Source organism: Nocardiopsis metallicus, from assembly GCF_014201115.1.
In the GTDB taxonomy this organism is placed as follows: Bacteria; Actinomycetota; Actinomycetes; order Streptosporangiales; family Streptosporangiaceae; genus Nocardiopsis; species Nocardiopsis metallicus.
This window is the reverse complement of sequence record NZ_JACHDO010000001.1, coordinates 5,035,002-5,053,376: the sequence shown is the minus strand read 5'-3', so window position 1 is coordinate 5,053,376 and position 18,375 is coordinate 5,035,002. Positions and strand designations below refer to the sequence as shown.

At 71.3% G+C, this 18,375-nt stretch carries 14 protein-coding genes and 1 pseudogene; 7 read left to right on the top strand and 8 right to left on the bottom strand.

Annotated features, from left to right (window positions below):
* The first annotated feature begins 11 nt into the window (after positions 1 to 11).
* The 3 genes from HNR07_RS22105 (at position 12) to HNR07_RS22095 (ending at position 3,627) form a co-directional block, all read left to right on the top strand.
* Entirely contained in the window at positions 12 to 2,774 is a 2,763-nt protein-coding gene (locus HNR07_RS22105; protein WP_246420448.1) for a cellulose binding domain-containing protein, read from the top strand.
* Between the two features lie 275 nt (positions 2,775 to 3,049).
* Positions 3,050 to 3,331 carry a type II toxin-antitoxin system Phd/YefM family antitoxin gene (locus HNR07_RS22100; protein WP_246420446.1) on the top strand — a complete coding sequence of 94 codons (282 nt, stop codon included), beginning with the start codon at positions 3,050 to 3,052 and terminating at the stop codon, positions 3,329 to 3,331.
* Positions 3,328 to 3,627 carry a type II toxin-antitoxin system RelE family toxin gene (locus HNR07_RS22095; protein WP_184366645.1) on the top strand — a complete coding sequence of 100 codons (300 nt, stop codon included), beginning with the start codon at positions 3,328 to 3,330 and terminating at the stop codon, positions 3,625 to 3,627. Before HNR07_RS22100 ends, HNR07_RS22095 begins: the two co-directional genes overlap by 4 nt.
* A gap of 15 nt (positions 3,628 to 3,642) precedes the next feature.
* Here the strand turns inward: HNR07_RS22095 and HNR07_RS22090 are convergent, their stop codons facing one another.
* Genes HNR07_RS22090 through HNR07_RS22080 form a run of 3 tightly spaced genes read right to left on the bottom strand, consistent with a single transcriptional unit; the run spans position 3,643 to position 7,227 of the window.
* On the bottom strand, positions 3,643 to 4,554 hold the full coding sequence (locus HNR07_RS22090) for a carbohydrate ABC transporter permease (RefSeq protein WP_184366644.1): 912 nt from the start codon (positions 4,552 to 4,554) through the stop codon (positions 3,643 to 3,645).
* Positions 4,551 to 5,573 carry an ABC transporter permease gene (locus tag HNR07_RS22085; protein WP_184366643.1) on the bottom strand — a complete coding sequence of 341 codons (1,023 nt, stop codon included), beginning with the start codon at positions 5,571 to 5,573 and terminating at the stop codon, positions 4,551 to 4,553. Before HNR07_RS22085 ends, HNR07_RS22090 begins: the two co-directional genes overlap by 4 nt.
* Positions 5,566 to 7,227 carry an extracellular solute-binding protein gene (locus HNR07_RS22080; RefSeq protein WP_184366642.1) on the bottom strand — a complete coding sequence of 554 codons (1,662 nt, stop codon included), beginning with the start codon at positions 7,225 to 7,227 and terminating at the stop codon, positions 5,566 to 5,568. The genes HNR07_RS22085 and HNR07_RS22080 overlap by 8 nt, the downstream gene beginning before the upstream one ends.
* 200 nt (positions 7,228 to 7,427) lie before the next feature.
* Here HNR07_RS22080 and HNR07_RS22075 point away from each other — a divergent pair.
* Together HNR07_RS22075 and HNR07_RS22070 are read left to right on the top strand one after the other, a co-directional pair.
* Positions 7,428 to 10,269 (top strand): annotated as a pseudogene (locus tag HNR07_RS22075) (glycoside hydrolase family 3 C-terminal domain-containing protein).
* A 119-nt stretch (positions 10,270 to 10,388) separates the two neighbouring features.
* Positions 10,389 to 12,887: a PEP/pyruvate-binding domain-containing protein gene (locus HNR07_RS22070; protein ID WP_184366641.1), complete on the top strand. Its 2,499-nt coding sequence runs from the start codon at positions 10,389 to 10,391 to the stop codon at positions 12,885 to 12,887.
* A 218-nt stretch (positions 12,888 to 13,105) separates the two neighbouring features.
* On the opposite strand, the gene xylA is transcribed toward HNR07_RS22070, so the two are convergent.
* From xylA to HNR07_RS22055, 3 genes are all read right to left on the bottom strand, one after another.
* Positions 13,106 to 14,263, bottom strand: a complete 1,158-nt coding sequence (xylA, locus tag HNR07_RS22065; protein ID WP_184366640.1) for a xylose isomerase — start codon at positions 14,261 to 14,263, stop codon at positions 13,106 to 13,108.
* Between the two features lie 157 nt (positions 14,264 to 14,420).
* Positions 14,421 to 14,603, bottom strand: coding sequence for a DUF397 domain-containing protein (locus HNR07_RS22060; protein WP_184366639.1), 183 nt, complete (start codon positions 14,601 to 14,603; stop codon positions 14,421 to 14,423).
* Positions 14,604 to 14,819: 216 nt separating this feature from the next.
* Positions 14,820 to 15,008, bottom strand: a complete 189-nt coding sequence (locus HNR07_RS22055) for a DUF397 domain-containing protein (protein WP_184366638.1) — start codon at positions 15,006 to 15,008, stop codon at positions 14,820 to 14,822.
* Positions 15,009 to 15,050: 42 nt separating this feature from the next.
* Here HNR07_RS22055 and HNR07_RS22050 point away from each other — a divergent pair, with 42 nt between their 5' ends.
* Positions 15,051 to 15,203, top strand: a complete 153-nt coding sequence (locus HNR07_RS22050) for an ATP-binding protein (RefSeq protein WP_246420444.1) — start codon at positions 15,051 to 15,053, stop codon at positions 15,201 to 15,203.
* 189 nt (positions 15,204 to 15,392) lie between these two features.
* Here HNR07_RS22050 and HNR07_RS22045 read toward each other — a convergent pair whose 3' ends face one another.
* Together HNR07_RS22045 and HNR07_RS22040 are read right to left on the bottom strand one after the other, a co-directional pair.
* Positions 15,393 to 15,989, bottom strand: a complete 597-nt coding sequence (locus HNR07_RS22045; RefSeq protein ID WP_184366637.1) for a Uma2 family endonuclease — start codon at positions 15,987 to 15,989, stop codon at positions 15,393 to 15,395.
* Positions 15,990 to 16,438: 449 nt separating this feature from the next.
* Positions 16,439 to 17,689: an ROK family transcriptional regulator gene (locus tag HNR07_RS22040; protein WP_184366636.1), complete on the bottom strand. Its 1,251-nt coding sequence runs from the start codon at positions 17,687 to 17,689 to the stop codon at positions 16,439 to 16,441.
* Positions 17,690 to 17,765: 76 nt separating this feature from the next.
* Here HNR07_RS22040 and HNR07_RS22035 point away from each other — a divergent pair, with 76 nt between their 5' ends.
* Positions 17,766 to 18,344 (top strand): GNAT family N-acetyltransferase, encoded by a 579-nt coding sequence (locus HNR07_RS22035; RefSeq protein WP_184366635.1) that lies wholly within the window; start codon positions 17,766 to 17,768, stop codon positions 18,342 to 18,344.
* Positions 18,345 to 18,375: the final 31 nt, after the last annotated feature.

The window sequence follows — 18,375 nt, the reverse complement described above, 5'->3', positions numbered from 1 at the left end:
GGAGCCCGCTCATGCCTGGATCCAGGACATCCCACGAACGACCATGGAAGCGCTCCCATGCAGCTGGGGCAGCGGTGGCGGGCACGGCGGCCGCGGCAGCCCTGGCCCTCACCGCGTCCCTCACCGCGAGCGTGACGGCCGTGCAGGCGCACACCGCCTCCACCGCTGAAGCCCCCTACAACTGGGACAACGTCCAGATCGCCGGCGGCGGCTTCGTCCCCGGCATCGTCTTCAACGAGACCGAGCCGGATCTGGCCTACGCCCGCACCGACATCGGCGGCGCCTACCGCTGGGACCCCGCCACCGAGCGCTGGCAGCCCATGCTCGACTGGATCGGCTGGGACGACTGGGGCTGGACCGGCATCGTCAGCCTGGCCACCGACCCGGTCGACCCCGACCGCGTCTACGTCGCGGCGGGCACCTACACCAACGACTGGGACCCCGGCAACGGGGCGATCCTGCGCTCGGAGGACCGGGGCCAGACCTGGGAGGCCACCGAGCTCCCCTTCAAACTCGGCGGCAACATGCCCGGCCGGGGCCTGGGCGAGCGCCTCATGGTCGACCCCAACGACAACAGCGTCGTGTACTTCGGTGCGCGCGGCGGCCACGGCCTGTGGCGCAGTACCGACCACGGCGCCACCTGGGCCGAGGTCGAGGAGTTCCCCAACCCCGGCGACTACGTCGAGGACCCCGACGACGAGTGGGGCATGCACGACGACATCACCGGGGTGACCTGGGTGGAGTTCGACCCGCGCACCGGCTCCGAGGGCTCGCTCACGCAGGACGTCTACGTGGGCGTCGCCGACCTGGAGAACACCGTCTACCGCAGCCGCGACGGCGGTCAGAGCTGGGAGCCGGTCCCGGGCGCCCCCACGGGGCACCTGCCCGCGCACGGCGTGCTCGACCACGAGGGCGGCCAGCTCTACGTGGCCACCACCTCCACGCCCGGACCCTACGACGGTGATTCCGGCGACGTGTGGCGCTACGACACCGCCGAGGAGGAGTGGAACAGGATCAGCCCGGTCCCCTCCGATTCGGAGGACAACTACTTCGGCTACGGCGGGCTGACCGTGGACCGGCAGAACCCGGACACCCTCATGGTCGCCACCCAGATCTCCTGGTGGCCGGACATCCAGATCTTCCGCAGCACCGACCGCGGACAGACCTGGACCCAGGCGTGGGAGTACGGCTCCTACCCCGAGCGGGTCAAGCGCTACGAGATGGACATCTCCACCGCGCCCTGGCTGGACTTCGGAGGCAGCGGCGAACCGCCCGAGACCCGGCCCAAGCTCGGCTGGATGACGCAGGCCATGGCGATCGACCCGTTCGACTCCGACCGGTTCATGTACGGGACCGGGGCCACCATCTACGGCAGCGACAACCTCACCAACTGGGATTCCGACACCACGTTCGACATCGACGTGAAGGTGCACGGGCTGGAGGAGACCTCCATCCACGACCTGGCGGTCCCGCCCGGCGGCCCCCTGGTGTCGGTGATGGCCGACATCGGCGGCTTCACCCACCACGACCTCGACGAGGTGCCCGACCGGATGCACCAGCAGCCCTACTGGGGCAACGGGACCAGCGTGGACTTCGCCGAACTCGCCCCCTCGCTGTTGGCGCGCACCGGCGACGCCGAGGACGACGCCACCTCACACATCGGTATCTCCGACGACGGCGGGGACAGCTGGTGGCAGGGACAGGAGCCCGGCGGGGTCACCGGCGGCGGAACGGTCGCCGTCGCCGCCGACGGCTCGGCGGTGGTCTGGAGCCCCGAGGGCACCGGTGTGCACGTCTCCACCACCCGCGGCTCCTCCTGGACCGCCTCGACGGGGGTCCCCGAGGGCGCCCGGGTGGAGGCCGACCGGGCCGACCCGGACGTGTTCTACGCGGTCGCCGACGGGGTCTTCCACACCAGCACCGACGGCGGGGCCACCTTCACCGCCTCCGCCTTCGACGGCCTGCCCGCCGAGGGCAACATCCGCTTCGGAGCGGTACCGGGACACCCCGGCGACGTGTGGGTCGCGGGCGGGGAAGCGGACGGCGCCTACGGGATGTGGCGCACCACGGACGCGGGGGACAGCTTCGAGCGGATCGACGCCGTGGACGAGGGCGACGCGGTCGGCTTCGGGGCCCCGGCGCCGGGTGAGGACTACCCGGCCGTCTACACCAGCTCCCGGATCGACGGGGTGCGCGGCATCTTCCGCTCCGACGACGCGGGCGCCACGTGGGTGCGGATCAACGACGACCAGCACCAGTGGGGCTGGACCGGGTCCGTGATCGCAGGCGACCCGGACGTCCACGGGCGGGTCTACGTCGGCACGAACGGTCGCGGCATCGTCTACGGCGACCCGGCGGAGGGGAACGGCGGTACGGACCCCGAACCCACCCCCTCGCCCTCACCCACCGCGGATCCGGACCCCTCGCCCAGCCCTTCGCAGGAGCCCACCACGGCTCCGGGCGCGTGCGAGGTCGATTACGACGTCAGCGCCACCTGGCCCGGCGGTTTCCGGGCCGACGTGGCGGTGACCAACACCGGCTCGGAGACCGTCGAGGGCTGGGAGCTGGCCTGGGACTTCACCGCCGGTGAGGAGGTGACGAGCCTGTGGAACGGCTCCCACACCCAGGCGGGATCCGCCGTAACGGTGACCGGCTCCGACTGGAACGGCCGGATCGACCCGGGCGAGGCGGTGTCGGTGGGCTTCAACGGGTCCGCCGACGGCGAGCCCGCCGCGCCCGAGGGGTTCACGCTGAACGGCCGGGCGTGCGACTGACCCGCTGACCCGGAGCGTCCAGCACACGGGGCCGGGAACCGAACACGCGGTTCCCGGCCCCACACGGCCTCGGTCCTGTTCCTCAGCCCTTGACTGCGCCGATGATGACGCCCTTGGTGAAGTGCTTCTGCACCAGCGGGTAGACGAACGTCACCGGCGATCCGGACATGTGCGATCGCGTCTGCGTCGGCACCAACGGGCGCGGCGTCGTCTACGGCGGCCCGGCCGACTGAAAACTCCACCTGCAACAGGTGTACATCCAGTACATTTGAGCTATGAATGAGCCTCTGACGGAGACCATGTCCGAAGTGCGACGCCACCTCGCGGACACCATCGAACGCGCACGCCACGATCACACCCCGACCTTCATCACCCAGAGGGGCAAGACCACGGCGGTGCTCATCGACGCCGATGAGTACCGCCGTCTCCTGGCGATTGAGCAGGCCGCCGAGGACGCATGGCTCAACCGCCTCGCCGATGAGTCGGAGCAGGAAGGGCGTGAGGACTCCGTCTCCCTGGAGGAGATGGCCCGTGAACTCACGCAGGGGCAGGAGTGAACCGGCACATCACACGGTTCACTCCTGCCGCCCAGCGCAGGATGCGCCGGATACCGCGTGGCGAAGCGGTCAGGATTCTGCGCCGGTTGTCCGAACTCCAGAGCGCTCTCGACGACGGTGACACCAGCACCTTCGACATCAAGCCCCTGACCGGCTACCACGGTCGGTGGCGTCTACGGGTCGGCGACTACCGAGCCGTTTACACACTCGACAAGGATGACGAGGGGCAACCTGTCGTGTTGGTCTGGATCATCGCTGTAGGGAACCGGGGTGACATCTACGAACAGGGTCTTTGACTTTCGGTAATGGCCTCAGCCCTTGACGGCACCGATGATGACGCCCTTGGTGAAGTGCTTCTGCACCAGCGGGTAGATGAACGTCACCGGCACCAGGGCCACCACCACGATCGCCATCTGGATGGCCAGGTTCGGCGCCGACGCGGTGCCCTGGACCGCGTCGCCCACCACTGAGCTGGAGCTGATCTGCTGCCCCTGCTGAACGTACTGGCGCAGCACCAGCTGCAGGGGCCACTTGGAGTTGTCGTTGATGTACAGGACCGCGTTGAAGAAGGCGTTCCAGTAGCCCACCGCGTAGAACAGGCCGATCACCGCGGTGACCCCCTTGGACATGGGCAGCACCAGGCGGGTGAGGATGGTCCACTCGTTGGCCCCGTCCACGCGGGCGCTGTCGCCGATCTCCTGGGGCAGGTTCATGAAGAAGGCCCGCATCACCACGAGGTTGAAGGCGTTGACCGCGGTGGGCAGGATCAGCGACCAGTAGCTGTCGATCAGGCCGAGGTCGCTGACCAGCAGGTACAGCGGGATCATCCCGGGGGCGAAGAGGAAGGTCAACAGCACCGCGAACAGCAGCGGGCGGTGCCAGAGCGAACCCGTGCGGGAGAGGCCGTAGGCGGCCAGGATGGTCGCGCCCAGGCTCACCGCGGTCCCCACGAGGGTGACCCCCAGACTCACGAGGACGGCGCGGGTGACCACGCCGCCGCCGAACAGGTCGGCGTAGGCCTGGAGCGACAGCCCGTCCGGCACCACCACCAGGCCGCCCGCCGCGTTGACCGCCGAAGCCGGTGAGAGGCTGGTCAGCACCACCACGTACAGGGGGAAGAGCACGACTACGGCGATTCCCACCAGGACGGTGTTCTTCGCCAGCCGTGACGGGAGGGCCGGTCGTTCCGCCCACACGGGGCGGTCCTGGAAGAGTGTGCTCATGAGCGCCTGTAGATCCCGTTCTCGCCCATCTTGTGGGCCACCTTGTTGGCCACCAGGATCAGCACGAGCCCGACCAGGCCCTTGACCAGGCCCGCCACCGCCCCCGCGCTGAAGTTACCGGTGACCAGGGTCTGGTGGTAGATGTAGGTGTCGAGCACCTCGGACACACGGGAGCCGAAGGCGTCCCGCTGCAGGAAGAACTGTTCGAAGCCGACGTTGAGGATGTCACCGAGCTTGAGGATGAGCAGCAGGATGATCACCGGGCGCAGGCCGGGCAGCGTGATGTGCCACATCCTGCGCCAGCGGCCCGCGCCGTCGACGGCGGCCGACTCGTAGAGGTTCGGGTTGATCGCGGCCAGGGCCGCCAGGAAGATGATCGTCCCCCATCCGGCGTCCTTCCAGATCATCTGGGAGGTGACCACGAACAGGAACGCGTCCGGGTCCGTCATGATCTCCAGGGGCGCGTACCCGTTCTGCCGCAGCCACTGGGAGAACAGTCCGGCCCCGCCCAGGATCTGCTGGAACAGCGTCACCACCAGCACCCAGGAGAAGAAGTGCGGCATGTACACGATGCTCTGCAGCAGCAGCCGCAGCCGGGGGCTGAGCACGCTGTCCAGCAGGATCGCCAGTGCGATCGGGATGGGGAAGAAGAACAGCAGCTGCACACCGGCGATCACGAGTGTGTTGCCCACAGCCCGCCAGAACCGGGGGTCGCCGAAGAGCCGTTCGAACTGCGCGAACCCCACCCACGGGCTGCCGGTGACGCCGTCCCAGGGGTTGTAGTTCTGGAAGGCGATGATGTTGCCCAGGGTCGGTGCGTAGTGGAAGACCGCCAGCAGGCCGATGGCCGGGACGGTCATCAGCAGCAGTTGCCAGTCGCGGTGCAACCGGGCCCGGAGGGAGGGGCGCCGGGCCCGGTTTCGCTGTTCGGGACGGCGCGCGGGCCGACCGCCCTCCGAGCCGCCCCGAGGGGGCGGGGCGGCGACGGTCGTGCCGGTGCCGTCCGTGCGCTCAGTCACGGCCGTGTTCCTGGAGGACCTCCATGTAGAACTCCCGGCCCTCCTCGCCGCCGTCGCGCCGCCAGTCGTCGATGGCGGTGTCCAGTTCGGAGAGGTCCTCGCGGCCGCGGATGATGTTCTCCACCCGGTCGGTCAACGGCAGCTCGGCGGCCGAGAAGCGCTCCGGTCGCTGGATGCGGATCCCGGCGAAGGGGTCCTCCTCGGCGTGGGCGATCGCGTCGTTGTACCAGGCGGTCTTCCAGTCGACGAAGTCCGGGTACTGGCTCTCGGTGATCGCCGGCGGGCGCCCGCTGATGAAGTAGTAGCCGTCGCTGACCTCGGAGTTGCCCAGGTCGGTGAGTTCGGGTGCGCCGTGCTCGTTGCGTTCGTGGTGGACCCCCTCCTCCCCGTACCGGTAGTCCATGTACTCCTGGGTGCCGAAGGGGGCCGCGCAGAAGTTGACGACGGCGAGGATCTCCTCGACCTGCTCGGGGTCCATGTCCTTGCGGACGAAGACCGACTGGCTGGAGGGGTCGTTGCGGTGCAGCACCGGGGCGCCGCCGTCGTGGCCGAAGACCGGCAGCAGGTCGAGGCGGAAGTCGGGGTTGTCCCCGAGGATCTGTGCGTAGGCTTCGTGCCATCCGCCCAGGCCGTCCTGGGCGAAGAGCAACTGCCCCGAGTTGAGCAGTTCCTTGGAGTTGTCGCCCTGGGCCACCATGTCGGGGTGGACGAGACCGGCGTCGAAGACCCGGCGCATGAACTCCACGCTGGCGCGCCACTCCTCGGTCTCGAACAGGTGGACCAGCTCGCCGTTCTCGTACCGCCACTGCCGGGGCGCGCCGAAGATCTGGCGGGCGGTCAGGGTGAAGTCGTCGAACGCCCAGCGGTTGTTGTCGGGGTCGTTGAGCTCTTGGCCGAGTTCGAACAGCTCCTCGGCGCTGGTGGGGGCGGCCAGGCCGTACTCGCCCTCCAGGAGGTCGCGCCGGTAGAGCACCCAGTTGCTGAAGGGCTCGGCGGGCCACGGGATGCCCTGGAGCCGTTCGTTGAAGACGTTCGCGCGCCAGGCGTCGCTGTCCAGGTTGGCCAGCATCGGGTAGGCCAGCCCCGCGTCCCCGGCCAGGTAGGGGGTCAGGTCCTCGAACAGTTCACCGACGGCCCGGTTGAACTGGGGGATCAGGTTGATCACCCAGTCCGGGAACATCGTGATGTCGGCGACGTCCCGACCGGCGACGACGGCGTTCATCTTGTCGATGATCGTGTTGCCGTCCTGGAAGTTGAACTCGACCGTGGTGCCGATCCGACCGTTGACGTGGTCGTAGAAGGAGTTGTTCCCCAAGCCGGGGGGAATCGGCCCCCACATGGGGGTCATCGCCGTGTAGTGGCCGCCCGAGCCCCGCACTCCCTCCGCGGCCCGGACGAAGGTGTCGGGGTAGGAGGTGAAGCCGTCGGGGGCTCCGCCGGTCCCGGGGATGTCGGGGCTGACCCCGTCGAACGGTTGGTAGGTGGGGATCAGGTCGTCCAGGTCGGTCGATGCGGAGGCCGATCCGCCGCCGCCGGTGTCCGCGCTGCCGGAGCAGCCGGAGAGCAGAGCGGGGGAGAGCGCGGCGGCGCCCGAGGCGCCCATCAGACCGAGGAAGCGACGGCGGTTCGGTGCCGGAGTCGGGGGGAGGGACATCACGGTCGTTCCTTTGGTCGGCCCGGACCGTCAATGCCCGGGGGTAGGAAACGCTAGACCATTTTGATATGAATTTAGTTGTTCTATCGGAGAGTCAAATTACTCCAACGTGATCTAGCACACAAGGCCTCTGCGGCTCAGAGTCGAAGCGATTCGATTTTGATACGGAGCGGCCCGGTCCGAGCTGGGAGAAAGCCCTGATGAGCACCCCCCGCCATACCCCTGAGAGCATCGAGGACCGGGTCGAGGACCTGCTCCGGAGCATGACCCCCCAGGAACGCCTGGGCCTGCTGCACCAGTACCAGGCACCGATCGAACGGCTGGGCCTCACCGGGTTCCGGACCGGTACCGAGGCGCTCCACGGACTGGCCTGGCTCGGCGAGGCCACGGTCTTCCCCCCAGGCCCTCGGGCTGGCCGCCAGCTGGGACCCGGCCCTGCTCCGCCGGGTCGGCGAGGCCACCGCCACCGAGCTGCTGGCCGTCCGGCGCAGGGACCCCGCGGCCGGGCCCAACGTGTGGGCCCCGGTGGTCAACCCGCTGAGGGACCCCCGGTGGGGGCGCAACGAGGAGGGCTACTCCGAGGACCCGTGGCTCACCGGGCTCCTCGCCGCCGCCTACGCCAGGGGACTGTCCGGGGACGGCCCGCGTCCGCGTACGGCGCCCACGATCAAGCACTTCCTCGGCTACAACAACGAGACCGACCGCTGCACCACCTCCAGCGACCTGCCGCCCCGCGTCCTGCGCGAGTACGAGCTGCCCGCCCACCTGCCCGCGCTCAGGGAGGGCGCCGCAGTCGCGGTCATGCCCTCCTACAACCTGGTCAACGGCAGGCCCGCGCACCTGAGCCCGCTCATCAACCGGGTGCTGCGCCCCGCGGCGCCCGGACGGATCCTCGTGGTCAGCGACGCCCACGCCCCGGCCAACCTCTTCGGGCTCCAGGGGTTCCATCCCGACGGTCCCACCGCCTACGCACACGCCCTGCGCGCCGGGCTGGACAGCTTCACCCAGGACGACGACCGGCCCGAGGCCACTCTCGCCCACCTGCGGGAGGCCCTCGACCGGGGGCTGATCGGGCAGGAGGACGTGGACGAGGCGGCGCGCAACGTGCTCTCCGTCCGGGTCCGCCTGGGCGAGTTCGACCCCGAACCTGCCCACGGCGAGGTCCCCGAGGAAGCCGTGAACTGCCCCGAGCACCGGGCCCTGGCGCGGGAGGCCGCGACCCGGTCGGTCACCCTGCTCCGCAACGACGGGCTCCTGCCGCTGCGGGCGGCGTCGCGGGTCGCCGTGATCGGCCAGCTCGGTGACACCGTCCTGGAGGACTGGTACAGCGGCACCCTCCCCTACGCGGTCACCGCGCGGGAGGGGCTGGCCGAGCACTGCGAGGTCGAGTTCGAGGAGGGGGTCGACCGCATCACCCTGGAGACCGACACGGGGCGGGTGGCGCTGGACGCCGACGGACTGCTCCGGGTGGCCGACGCCTCCGACGGAGAGGGGACCGGGAAGCCGGGGAACGGCACCGGCCCGGCCGGACTCTTCGACCTCCTCGACTGGGGCGGCGGCGCGTACGCCCTGCGCTCGGCGGCCAACGGACTCCACGTGGACGAGGCCCCGGGGGACGACCTGGCCTGCACCGCTCCCGGGCCGGGTACTTGGGAGGTCCGGCAGACCTTCCGGCTGAGCTGGTCCGCGCCCGACCGGGTCCGGCTCACCCAGGTGCACACGGGCCGCCGCGTCGAGGTCGCGGAGGACGGCGCCCTCCGGCTCGGTGCCGGGGACGCGGAGGGAACCGTCTTCCGGGTCGGCGGCCTGGGAACGGGTGTCCGCGCGGCCGCCGAGGCGGCGGCCCGGGCCGACGTCGCGGTGGTGGTCGCGGGCGACCACCCCATGGTCAACGGCCGGGAGACGGAGGACCGGGCAGACCTGGACCTGCCCTCGGGCCAGGAGCGGGTGCTGCGGGCCGTGCATGAGGCCAACCCGGACACCGTCCTGGTCCTGAGCAGCGGATACCCGTACGCCGTGACCTGGGCGGACGAGCACGTCCGGGCGATCGTGTGGTCGGCGCACGGCGGCCAGGAGTACGGGCGGGCGCTCGCCGACGTCCTCCTGGGCCGCGCGGAGCCCGGGGGACGCCTCACCCAGACCTGGTACCGGGGCACGGACGACCTCCCGGACCTGCTGGACTACGACGTCATCACCTCGGGCGGGACCTACCTTTACTTCGGCGGGAACCCGCTCTACCCCTTCGGGCACGGCCTGGGGTACGCGTCGGTCGAGTACGGGACGGCCGAAGTGGAGGTCCGCGACGGCAGGGTCACCGTCGAGGTGCCCGTCACCAACACCGGGGACCGGACGGCCGAGGAGGTCGTGCAGGTCTACACGAGGCAGACGGCGTCCAGGGTGCGCCAGCCCTCCCGGTCCCTTCGCGGTTACGCCCGCCTGCGGATCGGGCCGGGCCGGACCGAGACCGCCTCGGTCTCCTTCGACGTGGAACAGCTGGCGGTCTGGGACACCATCGGGGACCGCTTCGTGGTGGAGGAGGCGCCCAGGGAGGTCCTGGTGGGGCGATCGGCCCTGGACGTGGTCGCCACCGCTCCCCTGAACGTGCCCGGGGAGCCGATCCCGCCCCGCGACGCCTTCACCGCGTGGTCGGCGGACCGCTACGACGACGCCTCCGGTGTGCGGCTGTGCCCGGTCAGCCCCGAACCCGCGCCCGACGGCGCGGCGGACACGGTGCCCGGGGACGCGGTGCGCGCCCGGGCCTGCGGGGCGTGGGCGGCCTACCGGGACGTGGACCTCGGCGGCGGCGCGACCGAACTCCGGTTGAGGGCCAACGCGCCCCGGGCGGCCACCGTCCGGCTGCGCCTGGACGACCCGGTCAGGGGCGAGGTCGCCGCGGAGGCCGCGATCCCCGCGAGCGCCGGTGTCCACGACTTCACCGAGATCCGTACCCAGGTCCGCGGTGCCTCGGGGATGCGCGACCTGTACGTGGTCCTCGAAGACGCCGGTACCGCCGTGTCGGAGCTGGTCCTGGGAGCCTCCTGAGCTCCGTTCCGCGCACCGTTCCCGATCGCGCGCCCCCCTGTCCGTATCCGGTTCCGGGATGCAGGATGGATCCCGGACGAGGCAGCGGGACCAGGGAGACGAGTGAGGGGCGGCAAACCGTGCGCGTGCTGGCACTGGACCGGATCGATACCGGCTTGAGCGACCTGACCGGCCTGGTCGGCGGCAAGGCCGCCGGACTGGCGGAGGCGATCCGGGCGGGTGAGCGCGTCCCGGCCGGGTTCTGCGTCACCACCGAGGCCCACCGGTCGGGCGAGGTGCCCCGGGAGGAGGTGGCGGCGGCCTACGAGGCGCTGGGCGGCGGCCGGGTCGCGGTGCGCTCCAGCGCCACCGCCGAGGACCTTCCGGACGCCTCCTTCGCCGGGCAGCAGGACACCTACCTGAACGTGGAGGGCGTGGACGAACTGGTCGCGGCGGTACGCCGCTGTTGGGACTCCCTCGGGAGCGACCGTGCCCGCGCCTACCGCCGGGACCGGGGGATCGACGACGCGTCCGTGCACATGGCGGTGGTCGTGCAGCGCATGGTCGACCCCCGGGCGGCGGGCGTGCTCTTCACCGCCAACCCGGTGACCGGCACCCGCGGGGAGACCGTCCTGGACGCGGTGCCCGGCCTGGGAACCGCGGTCGTCGACGGCACGGCCGACCCCGACCACTACGTGGTGCGGCCGGACGGAGGCACCGAGGGGCCCGGCGGCGGCTGCCTGGCACCGGACGAGGTGGCGGCGCTCCGTGCCCTGGGAGAGCGGTTGCAGGCCCGCTTCGGCTCGCCCCAGGACGTCGAGTGGGCCGTCGACCGGGACGGGACCCTGTGGGTCCTGCAGTCCCGGGCGATCACCACGCTCTTCCCGCTGCCGCCGAGCCGCGCCGACGGCCCCGGTCTCTACCTGGAGGGCGGCCACATGCAGGGCATGCTCAGGCCGTTCACCCCGTTGGGCTTCGCCGCCCTCACGGAGGCGTCCCGGGACTGGTTCTCCTCGCTGTCAGGAAAGGGGGCGTCGGGGCTGGACGCCTGGTTGGTGAACGCGGGCGGGCGACTCTACCTGGACCTGACCGCCCTGGTCCGGAACCCCAGGACGCGCGCTATGGTGCCCGGGGCGCTCGGCATCTACGGTCCCGGGGCGGTCCGTGCGCTCCAGCACCTGCTGGACGATCCGCGGTTCGCGCCCAGGCCCGGGCGTTCCGTCCGGGCCGAGGTCGTGCTGCGCGGTGCGCGGGCGCTCGCGCCGGTGCTGGCGAAGGTCGCGGCGGGCGCGGCCCTCGCGCTGTGGGACCCGGCTCGGACCAGGGAAAGGATGTTCGCTCTCGGGGAGCGGGCACGGGCCGGTACGCGGCGGACCCCGGAGCGGGTGGTGGCGGCCCGGGACCGGGTGGAGCACGCCCGGCACCTGCAGGCCCCGGTGCTGTCGGAGCTGATGCTGCCCATGCTCGGCCCCCTGTACGCGGGCCTGACCGCCGCGAAGCTGCCCGAGTACCTGCTCAGCGGGGTCGCGGAGCCGTCGGAGGTCGCGGCGGTCCTCGGCGGGATGCCGCACAACGTCACGACCACCATGGACCTGGAGCTGTGGCGGGTGGCGGAGCGGGCCGGGGAGCACCGGGAACTGCTGACGCGCACGCCGCCGCGGGAGTTGGCCGAACGCTACCTGTCAGGGGACCTGCCGGACATCGGGCTCACCGGTTTCCTCACCCGGTACGGGCACCGCGGTGCCGCCGAGATCGACGCGGGTGTGCCGAGATGGGCCGAGGACCCGGCGCCGGTGTTCTCCGCTATCGCGAACTATCTCCGGGTGAGCGGTCCGGAGCAGTCACCGGAGCGCAGGTTCGCCGCCGCGGCCGAGCGGGCCGTCCGGACGCGCGACGAGCTCGTGCGCAGGCTCGCCGCGACCAGCCCGGTCCGCGCGCGGCTGACCGCCTTCCTGCTCGACCGGGCGCGCGAGCTGTCGGGGCTGCGGGAGTACCCCAAGTTCGTGTGGCTGTACGCGCTGGCCCAGGTGCGCCGCCAGATGCTGCTGGTGGGCGCGGAACTGGCCGGACAGGGGCGGATCGACCGGGCCGACGACGTGGTGTTCCTGGACTTCGACGAGGTCCACGACCTGCTGGACGGGGCCGACCTGCGCGGGCTGGTGGCGGAGCGCAGGGCCGAGTACCGGCGTGAGCTCGGCCGCCGCCGGGTGCCGCAGCTCCTGCTCTCGGACGGGACCGACCTGACGGCGGCGCTGCCTCCCCTCTCCGGGGGAGAGGGACCGGAGGGGGCACTGACAGGGGTGGCGGCCTCCCCCGGGACCGCGACCGGGGTGGCCAGGGTGGTGCGCGACCCCGCGGGAGCGGTGCTGGCCCCCGGGGAGATCCTGGTCGCGCCCACCACCGACCCCGGGTGGACGCCGCTGTTCATGACCGCCGGGGGGCTGGTCGTGGAGACCGGGTCGATTGTGGCGCACGGGCCGACCGTCGCCCGTGAGTACGGCATCCCCTGCGTGATCTGCGTTCCCGGGGTCACCGATCTGGTCCGTGACGGCCAGACCATCACCATCGACGGGTCCTCCGGCACGATTCGGGTGGAGGAGCCGGGGGAGTCGGAGGGGCCCGGCACGGCGGAGGGCTGAGCTCGGCCCGCTTCACTGTTCGCGGTGTCGCCGGGCGGGAGCGCGGCACTGCGGCAAAGCGGAGCGCTACCTCTCCGGTAGCCGGTAGACCCCGACAGCTCAGCTCGCCTGAGCCCCCAGCGCCCCGGGGCGGCGGTACACCGTCCCGGGGCGCTCCCAGCCCGCTCCGGGCGCACCGGCATGCGGCCCGGGGCGAGGGGTCGGGGAGGGCTCCGCGCTCAGCGGGTACCGAACAGGTGCTCCAGGGCGAGCTGGTCCAGCCGCTCGAAGTGGTAGCCCCGCCGGCCGACGGCCTCCAGGTCGATTTCCTCCTTGAGCAGGTCCGCGACGCTCTCACCCGCGGACAGCGTGGGCTCGGCCAGCTCGGGGACCCGGGCGGCGGCCAGGGCGGCGGCCACCTCGGGGTCGGCCCGGAAGGCCGCGGCCTTCTCCTTGAGGATGAGGTAGTTGCGCATGCAGCCCGCCGCTGACTCCCAGACCCCGGACATGTCCTCGGTGCGGGGCGGCTTGAAGTCGAAGTGGCGGGGGCCCTCGTAACCGGAGCGCTCCAGCAGGTCCACCAGGAAGAAGGCTTCCTTGACGTCGCCCGCGCCGAAGCGCAGGTCCTGGTCGTACTTGACGCCGCGCTGGCCGTTGAGGTCGATGTGGAAGAGCTTGCCCGCCCACAGGGCCTGGGCGACGCCGTGTGCGAAGTTCAGCCCGGCCATCTGCTCGTGGCCGACCTCCGGGTTCACCCCGACCATCTCGGGGTGCTGGAGCTCGTTGATGAAGGCCAGAGCGTGGCCGACCGTGGGCAGGAGGACGTCGCCGCGCGGCTCGTTGGGCTTGGGCTCGATCGCAAAACGCAGGTCGTAGCCCTGCTCCCGGACGTAGGAGCACAGCAGGTCGAAGGCCTCGCGCAGCCGGTCCAGGGCGGCGTGGTCGTCCTTGCCCGCCTCGGTCTCGGCGCCGTCCTGGCCGCCCCAGCACACGTAGGTCTTCGCGCCCATCGACGCGGCGAGGTCGATGTTGCGGATGACCTTGCGCAGGGCGTACCGGCGCACGTCCCGGCTGTTGGAGGTGAAGCCGCCGTCGCGGAAGGCCGGGTGGGTGAACAGGTTGGTGGTGACCATGGGGACGGCCAGCCCGGTCTCGTCCAGGGCGCCCCGGAACCGCTGGAGGATCGCGTCGCGCTCGGCGGGCGTGCTGCCGGGCGGGATGAGGTCGTCGTCGTGGAAGGTGACGCCGTAGGCGCCGAGTTCGGCGAGGCGGCGGACCGCCTCGACCGGGTCGAGCGGGGGCCGGACGGGGTCGCCGAAGGTGTTGACGCCCCTCCAGCCCACGGTCCACAGGCCGAAGGTGAAGCGGTCCTCGGGGGTGGGCCGGTAGTCGGTCATGCGCGCTCCCTGGGGGTCGGTCCGTGGCGGATGCCGGACGGCAACAGTTTGTCTAGAGGCACAACTAATTGTCAACGGACACGGCGCAGCGGGAGGGAATCCAGGTGGGTATACGGAAGGCCCCGATCCGCGGACCAGGGCCTTCTCGGATGCTGGGTTACCTGCGGACGGTGTCCAGGAGCGCCGACCACTCGGAGGAGGGGAACACCAGGTGCCCGAGGTTCCTGTTCCGGGTGTCGCGGACAGCGGCCCCGGCGGGCAGATCGGCGACCTCGACGCAGTCGCTCCGGTCGCTGTACGAGGACTTGCGGAAGGTGAGGTCTTCGCTGGGGGTGTGCATGTCCGAGTCCTTCGCTGGAAGTAGGGGAGTTCGGTTGCTCATGCACAGCCCTGCCCAAGGTTGCGCCCCGCTCTCAGGGGAGAACGTCCCGAATCCCTGACCGCCTACGGCCAGCAGGACCTACTTCCCGCTCCCATCGGCTCGGGGTGCAGTGTCGCCTGGAACGAGTACCCGTAGGCCCCCAGGTTTTCCCTGGGGCCTACGTTCTGCCCTGACTCAGCCCTGCGTTCGTACCCCTTCGACGAACGCACGCCACCCGGGTGACTCGAAAGCCAGGTGCCCGTGCCCACGGTTCTTCGTGTCGCGGACAGCGGACAGCCCCGGCGCGTCGGCGACCTCCACGCAGTTCTGCTGCTGGGTGTACGACGACGTGCGCCAGGAGGCCTCAGTAGGGAACGAGAACATCGGCTCTTCCTATCGGGTGATCAACTTCTTCAGGCCGGGTGGGTGCGCGCGGACCTGGCCGCCGACCTGCACCGCCTGGCCGGACTGCCCGCCGAGACGGCCGAGAACCTGGTGTTCTGCGTCAGCGAGATGTTCTCGAACGCGGTCGGGGCCTGCTGTTCATCGGCCATCTTCCAGACCGGGCTCCCGCTCTGACCACCAATACCCGCAAACCCCGCGCGCCCGCTGACACCCCGGCCCGGTGGATTCGGCGGGCGCGGGACACTACTCGCTCATCCCGCACCGCACTGCACAGCCGGTCCGGTGACTTCGGCGTCACCGCCATCGCCTCAGCACGAAAGGCCGCCGACAGTGCTCGCTGTCGGCGGCCCTCATTCTGGTGTTCTAGCGCCCGTAGCGCTTGAGCCCGTCGGTGTTCAGGGTGACCCCGACCCCGGGGATCTCTACGGTGTGGCCGTAGCCGAGCTTGGCGATGTTGCGGTACCGGCCGCCCCCGGGCTCGCTGTGGACCGTCACGCTGTCGTCGTCGCGGTCCACCAGCAGGTAGACACCGACGTCACAGGCGGCGTAGGCGCGGGCCTTGCCGACCCGGTCCCGGGCGTTGGTGTCGGAGTCCCACGAGGTGACCTCGACGACTGCCAGAACCCCGGTGGGATCGGCCCACTCCCCCTGCCCGGCGAAGTGGTCCACCGGTGCGAGGATGCCGTCCGGGCGCGCCCGGCCCTTGCGGTAGGAGTCGACCTTCAGGCCCTGGCCGGTGACGTTCAGGTCCAGATCCGGCCGCTGGGTCATGAACTGGCGCATCAACCACATGAGAATCGCATTGTGGTCGCTGTCGGGCACGGGTCGGGTCTCCATCTGACCGTTGAGGTACTCGAGGGTGACGTCCTCACGGGCGGCAGCCCGGGCGATGACCTCGAACTGTTCGACACTCAGCTTCTCTGTGGGAGGTCTGGGCGAGGCATGCTCGATCACGGTCATGGTGTGCGGCCCTTTCGTTCGGACTCCTGCGCCCAGGCTACAAGGGGGACCCCTTGAGGAACGGGAAAGGCCGCCGACCGTGCTCGCTGTCGGCGGCCTCTGGGTCAGCTACGGGGACCGGGGGCGGTCAGCAGTCGACCGGGATCTCCTCGAACTCGCCGAAGGGGCCCGCGCGCAGGGTCAGTTCCTTGACGTCCACGGGCGGGGCCGGGAACACCGCGACCAGCTCGTGCGAGTTGCCGGGCCAGCCCGCGGCTCCGGGGTCGCAGCGGATGCGGACTCCACGGGTGTCGGCCTCGGGCCTGCGGGGCTGGAGGGGAGAGGGGCATCGCGGCCCGAAACCCTCAAACCCCGGCGGGCGATATCGCCGCGGTCCGGCACGAACGCGACGAACTCAGGCAGCTGGTGCTGGCTGAGCAGGAACGATTCCGGATGGCCCGTTCGCCTTCCTACGGCAGCGGCAGCGGCGGGGGCAGCGGCAGGTCTCCCGCGTCCAAGCCGTGGATCATCACGGCGGCGCCGCCCCGGGAGGCCGCGCTCATCCCCAGGTCCGAGGGCTCCACCTGGCAGCCGCCCGCCTCCTCGGCGAAGGAGTGGGCACGGGCGGCCTCGCGGCACCGGGGGAGCAGCCACGGCGCCATCGGCACGAAGTAGCCGCCCAGCACCACGGCGCCCGGATTGACTACGTTGACCAGGGTCGCCACCCCGCGACCCAGCCAGGTTCCGGCCCGTTCCAGTGCCGCCACGGCTGTGCTCTGACCCGACAAGGCGCGCTCCACCGCGACCTCCACCAGGTCGGCGACGTCCTTTCCGGACAGCGGCCGGTCCGCGACCAGGTCCGGCAGGGCCGTGCGCAGGATCGCCCCGATCCCGGCCAGCGCCTCCAGGCAGCCCCGGCGCCCGCAGGAGCACTCCGGGCCGTTCGGGTCCAGCTCCAAGTGCCCGATCTCCCCGGCGAAACCGCCCGCCCCGCGCAGCAGTTCGCCGCTGGTCAGCACCCCCGCGCCGATGCCCACCTCACCGGTCACGTACACCAGGTCCGGCAGCCCGGCCAGGGGACCGAACCGGTACTCGGCCATGGCCCCGAGGTTGGCGTCGTTGTCCACCAGCACCGTTGCCCCGGACAGCACCGAGTCGGCCAGGCGGGCGCGCAGCAGCTCCCGGAGCGGGACGTCCCGCCAGCCCAGGTTGGGGGCGCGCGTCACCGTGCCGGAGGGGGCGTCGATCAGCCCGGGAACCGCCACGCTCACCCCCACCACCGAGCGCCCCCGCAGCTCGGACATCTCGGTGACCTCCCGCAGGGTGTCCGCGATCCGGTGCGCGCAGTCCAGAGCCCCGGCCGACCGGGCGTCCAGAGGCACGTGCCGGTGCACCAGTTCCCGGTGCAGCAGGTCCACGGCCACCACCGACAGGTAGTCGACGTTGACCTCCAGGCCGATCGCGGCCACCGACCGGTCGTCCAGGGCCAGCAGGACCCCCGGGCGGCCCACCCGGCGCTGCGAGGTCTCGCCGGTCTCCCGGACCAGACCGCGCGCCATGAGCTCGGTGACCAGGCTGGATACCGTGGTCTTGTTCAACCCGGTGGCGACGGCGACGGCGGCGCGCGAGCACGGGGCGAGTTCGCGCACGGTGCGCAGGACGGTGCGCAGGTTGGTCTCCCGGACGGTCTGGAAACTCACCGTGCCCGTACCGGTCGCCACTCGTGCCCCCTGTCACCCGCCGCCCGCCGACGAAAACCCGTTGCCCGCGTGTGGGGGCGCTGGTTGGATTCCCATCATGGTGCCTGCAGACGTCTTCCGCGACCAGCCCGTCCTCGTCGGGGAACGTGTGCGCCTGGAACCGCTCGGCCCCGCCAACGGCAAGGAACTCATCCCCGCGCTGCTGGACATGGACCCGCAGGTGCGCAGGTTCACCGGCACCCACCAGGAGTTCACCGCCGAGCAGCTGCTCCGGGTGTTCACCGACTGGGAGCAGCGGCACGACCGGGCCGACTGGCTGATCCGCGCCGAGGACGGCACCGCCGTCGGGGACTGCGCGCTCATCGACCTGGACCCGGACAACGCCGAGGCGCACTACCGGATCGCGCTCAACTCCATGGCGCAGGCCGGAAAGGGCTACGGCACCGAGGCCACCGACCTGGTCCTGGAGTACGCCTTCGGGACCGCCGGACTGCACCGGGTGGCCCTGGAGGTCTTCGACTTCAACACCGGCGCCCAGCGGTCCTACGCCAAGTCCGGTTTCGTCCGCGAGGGCGTGTGGCGCGAGCACCTGCGCTGGGACGGTGAGTGGCACGACGCGGTCCTGATGTCCGTCCTCGACCACGAGTACGCCGCACTCCGCGCACGGCGCGGCTGACCAGCGGTACCCGCCCGCTCCGGCGTTAGGG

Bases quoted from the DNA above. Each gene is read 5' to 3' on its own strand.
- HNR07_RS22105 (WP_246420448.1), top strand. From the start codon at position 12: ATGCCTGGATCCAGGACATCCCACGAACGACCATGGAAGCGCTCCCAT.
- HNR07_RS22100 (WP_246420446.1), top strand. From the start codon at position 3,050: ATGAATGAGCCTCTGACGGAGACCATGTCCGAAGTGCGACGCCACCTC.
- HNR07_RS22090 (WP_184366644.1), bottom strand. From the start codon at position 4,554: ATGAGCACACTCTTCCAGGACCGCCCCGTGTGGGCGGAACGACCGGCC.
- HNR07_RS22080 (WP_184366642.1), bottom strand. From the start codon at position 7,227: ATGTCCCTCCCCCCGACTCCGGCACCGAACCGCCGTCGCTTCCTCGGT.
- xylA (WP_184366640.1), bottom strand. From the start codon at position 14,263: ATGACCGACTACCGGCCCACCCCCGAGGACCGCTTCACCTTCGGCCTG.
- HNR07_RS22060 (WP_184366639.1), bottom strand. From the start codon at position 14,603: ATGCACACCCCCAGCGAAGACCTCACCTTCCGCAAGTCCTCGTACAGC.
- HNR07_RS22055 (WP_184366638.1), bottom strand. From the start codon at position 15,008: ATGTTCTCGTTCCCTACTGAGGCCTCCTGGCGCACGTCGTCGTACACC.
- HNR07_RS22045 (WP_184366637.1), bottom strand. From the start codon at position 15,989: ATGACCGTGATCGAGCATGCCTCGCCCAGACCTCCCACAGAGAAGCTG.
- HNR07_RS22035 (WP_184366635.1), top strand. From the start codon at position 17,766: ATGGTGCCTGCAGACGTCTTCCGCGACCAGCCCGTCCTCGTCGGGGAA.